General features: G+C 51.4%; 3 protein-coding genes. All 3 read left to right on the forward strand.

Translation table 11 applies throughout. The annotated features are described in order from the left end of the window. Positions 1-298: IS66 family insertion sequence element accessory protein TnpA (gene tnpA / locus ACIFQN_RS35435; RefSeq protein ID WP_429837741.1), on the forward strand; the 298-nt coding region annotated here is incomplete at its 5' end. Next, complete coding sequence (gene tnpB, locus ACIFQN_RS35440) at positions 292-645, forward strand: IS66 family insertion sequence element accessory protein TnpB (protein ID WP_429837742.1); 354 nt, start codon at positions 292-294, stop codon at positions 643-645. The genes tnpA and tnpB, both read left to right, overlap by 7 nt. Before the next feature lie 50 nt (positions 646-695). Beyond that, positions 696-2,264 (forward strand): IS66 family transposase, encoded by a 1,569-nt coding sequence (gene tnpC / locus ACIFQN_RS35445; RefSeq protein WP_429837743.1) that lies wholly within the window; start codon positions 696-698, stop codon positions 2,262-2,264. Positions 2,265-2,326 lie beyond the last annotated feature (62 nt).

Genomic DNA, 2,326 nt, shown 5'->3' on the forward strand with positions numbered 1-2,326 from the left:
ACAGGAAATATGGGCAAAACGGATTGTAGCCTATCGGGAAAGCGGCCAAACGATGAAAATCTGGTGCGCTGAGCAGAAACTGGCCATCCATCAGTTAAAATATTGGCTATACAAAACTCAAAAACAACAACGTTCGGCACCGGCCTTTACTACTTTCCGCGCCGTTGCCGTTACCGCCCCAAAAACGGAACATGACCCGCTATGGATACACGTTGGTTCTGCACGTATTGCGGTACGTCCCGGCTTTGAGCCACAATTACTTCGTGATGTGGTTGCCGCATTGGTGCCCGAATGCTAAATCTGACTGGCGCTTCTCAAGTATATCTGGCTTGTGGTACTACAGATTTGCGAAAATCCATTGACGGTCTGGCGGCGATCGTTCAGGAACAATTTTCACTAGACCCGTTTTCCACCGCTTTGTTTGTGTTTTGCAACCAGAAGCGGGACAAGCTCAAAATCCTGCAGTGGGATCACTCGGGTTTTTGGCTTTATTATCGTCGTCTGGAACGTGGAACATTTCAGTGGCCCTCAACGGGCCATTCTCCCCTTTGTCTCTCGCAACGAGAGTTGCGATGGTTACTTGATGGTCTTTTCTTATCACAACGACACGCCCATCCTGTTGTATCACCTGAAGTGGTGATTTAGCGAAGCTCTCTAGGCAGGAATTCCACTGAGGTTTGTCGAATAAATCCTGTATGAAAACAAGTACGGAATCCCTCACTCTCGAACAACTCCGACAGCAAAATGCCCAGTTGGAACAACAGAATGCCGAATTGTCGGCCAAACTCAAATGGTACGAAGAACAGTGGCGATTGGCGCAGCAGAAGCGCTTCGGCGCTTCCAGTGAAAAGACGCATCCTGAGCAACTAGAGTTGAACCTGTTTAACGAAGCGGAAGTACTGGCTACACCAAAAGGGCAGGAGCCCGAGATGGAAAAGGTCACGTACGAGCGTCACAAACTGTCCGGCAAGCGAAAGGAAGATTTGTCCAAACTGCCTATTGAGACAGTCACGTACCAGCTTACAGAAGGCGAGCGTATCTGCCCGTGCTGTAACGGATCCATGCACGAGATGACTACGGAGACGCGCAGCGAAATTGCGGTGGTACCACCGCAAGTAAAAGTCGTTCAGCATGTACGACAGGTGTATGCCTGTCGTCACTGCGAACGACATGAACTACAAACCCCGATCGTCACGGCTCCGATGCCAAGGCCCGTGTATCCGGGGAGTTTGGCATCTCCTTCGGCGATGGCACATGTGATGTGCCAGAAATACGTGGACAGCTTGCCGTTGCACAGGCAGGAGCAACAGTTTGCTCGTATGGGGTATACGTTGTCACGTCAAACGATGGCAAACTGGATGATCTATGGGGCAGAAAAGTGGCTCATGCCGATTGTAGCGAAAATGAAAGGATATCTGCTCAAGCAAGAGGTACTGCATGCAGACGAGACGACGTTGCAAGTGTTGCGGGAACCGGGGAAAGCAGCAGAAACGGCTTCGTATCTGTGGTTGTATCGGACCGGATGCGAGGCACAGCCAGTCGTGGTCTACGACTACCAGCGAACGCGTGGCGGTGAACATCCGCGAGACTTCCTCGCGGGCTTTCAAGGTTATTTGCATGTCGATGGCTATGCAGGTTACCACAAAGTCAAAGATGTCACGCTGATTGGCTGCTGGGCACATGCGAGGCGTAAATATGATGAAGCACTGAAAGTTGCGCCGCAGGCCAAAGATAATCCGGAATCAGTGGCGGCGCAAGGGCTGGCGTATTGTAACCAGCTCTTTGCGATTGAGCGTAAGCTCAAAGATGCCACGCCGGAAGAACGCCACAAGGTACGAGAAGAACAAAGTCGCCCCGTACTGGATGCTTACTTTACATGGCTGCGTCAGCAAAGAGCCCGGACAATGCCCAAAAGTCTGATTGGCCAGGCAATCGCTTATAGCCTGAACCAATGGGAGAAACTGACTGCCTTTTTAAAGGACGGACGTCTGGAGCTGGACAACAACCGCAGTGAGCGCTCGATCAAGCCATTTGTGATTGGGCGCAAAAACTGGCTGTTCGCAAATACTCCAAGAGGAGCAGCGGCAAGCGCGGCGATTTACAGTGTAATCGAGACGGCGAAAGAAAATGGGCTGCATCCGTTCCGATACCTCGAGTACCTGTTCGAGCAATTGCCGCAGCTTTCGGATCTTCATGACCCGAAAGCACTGGAACCGTTTTTGCCGTGGTCATCTTCACTACCGGATACCTGCCGCCTTCGCTAATCTCCATCTATCATACCCTGGCTTCCATCTAGATCACTAGGTGGGGCCTATTTGACGTTCAC

The sequence above is a fragment of the Brevibacillus sp. NRS-1366 genome (genome assembly GCF_050467985.1).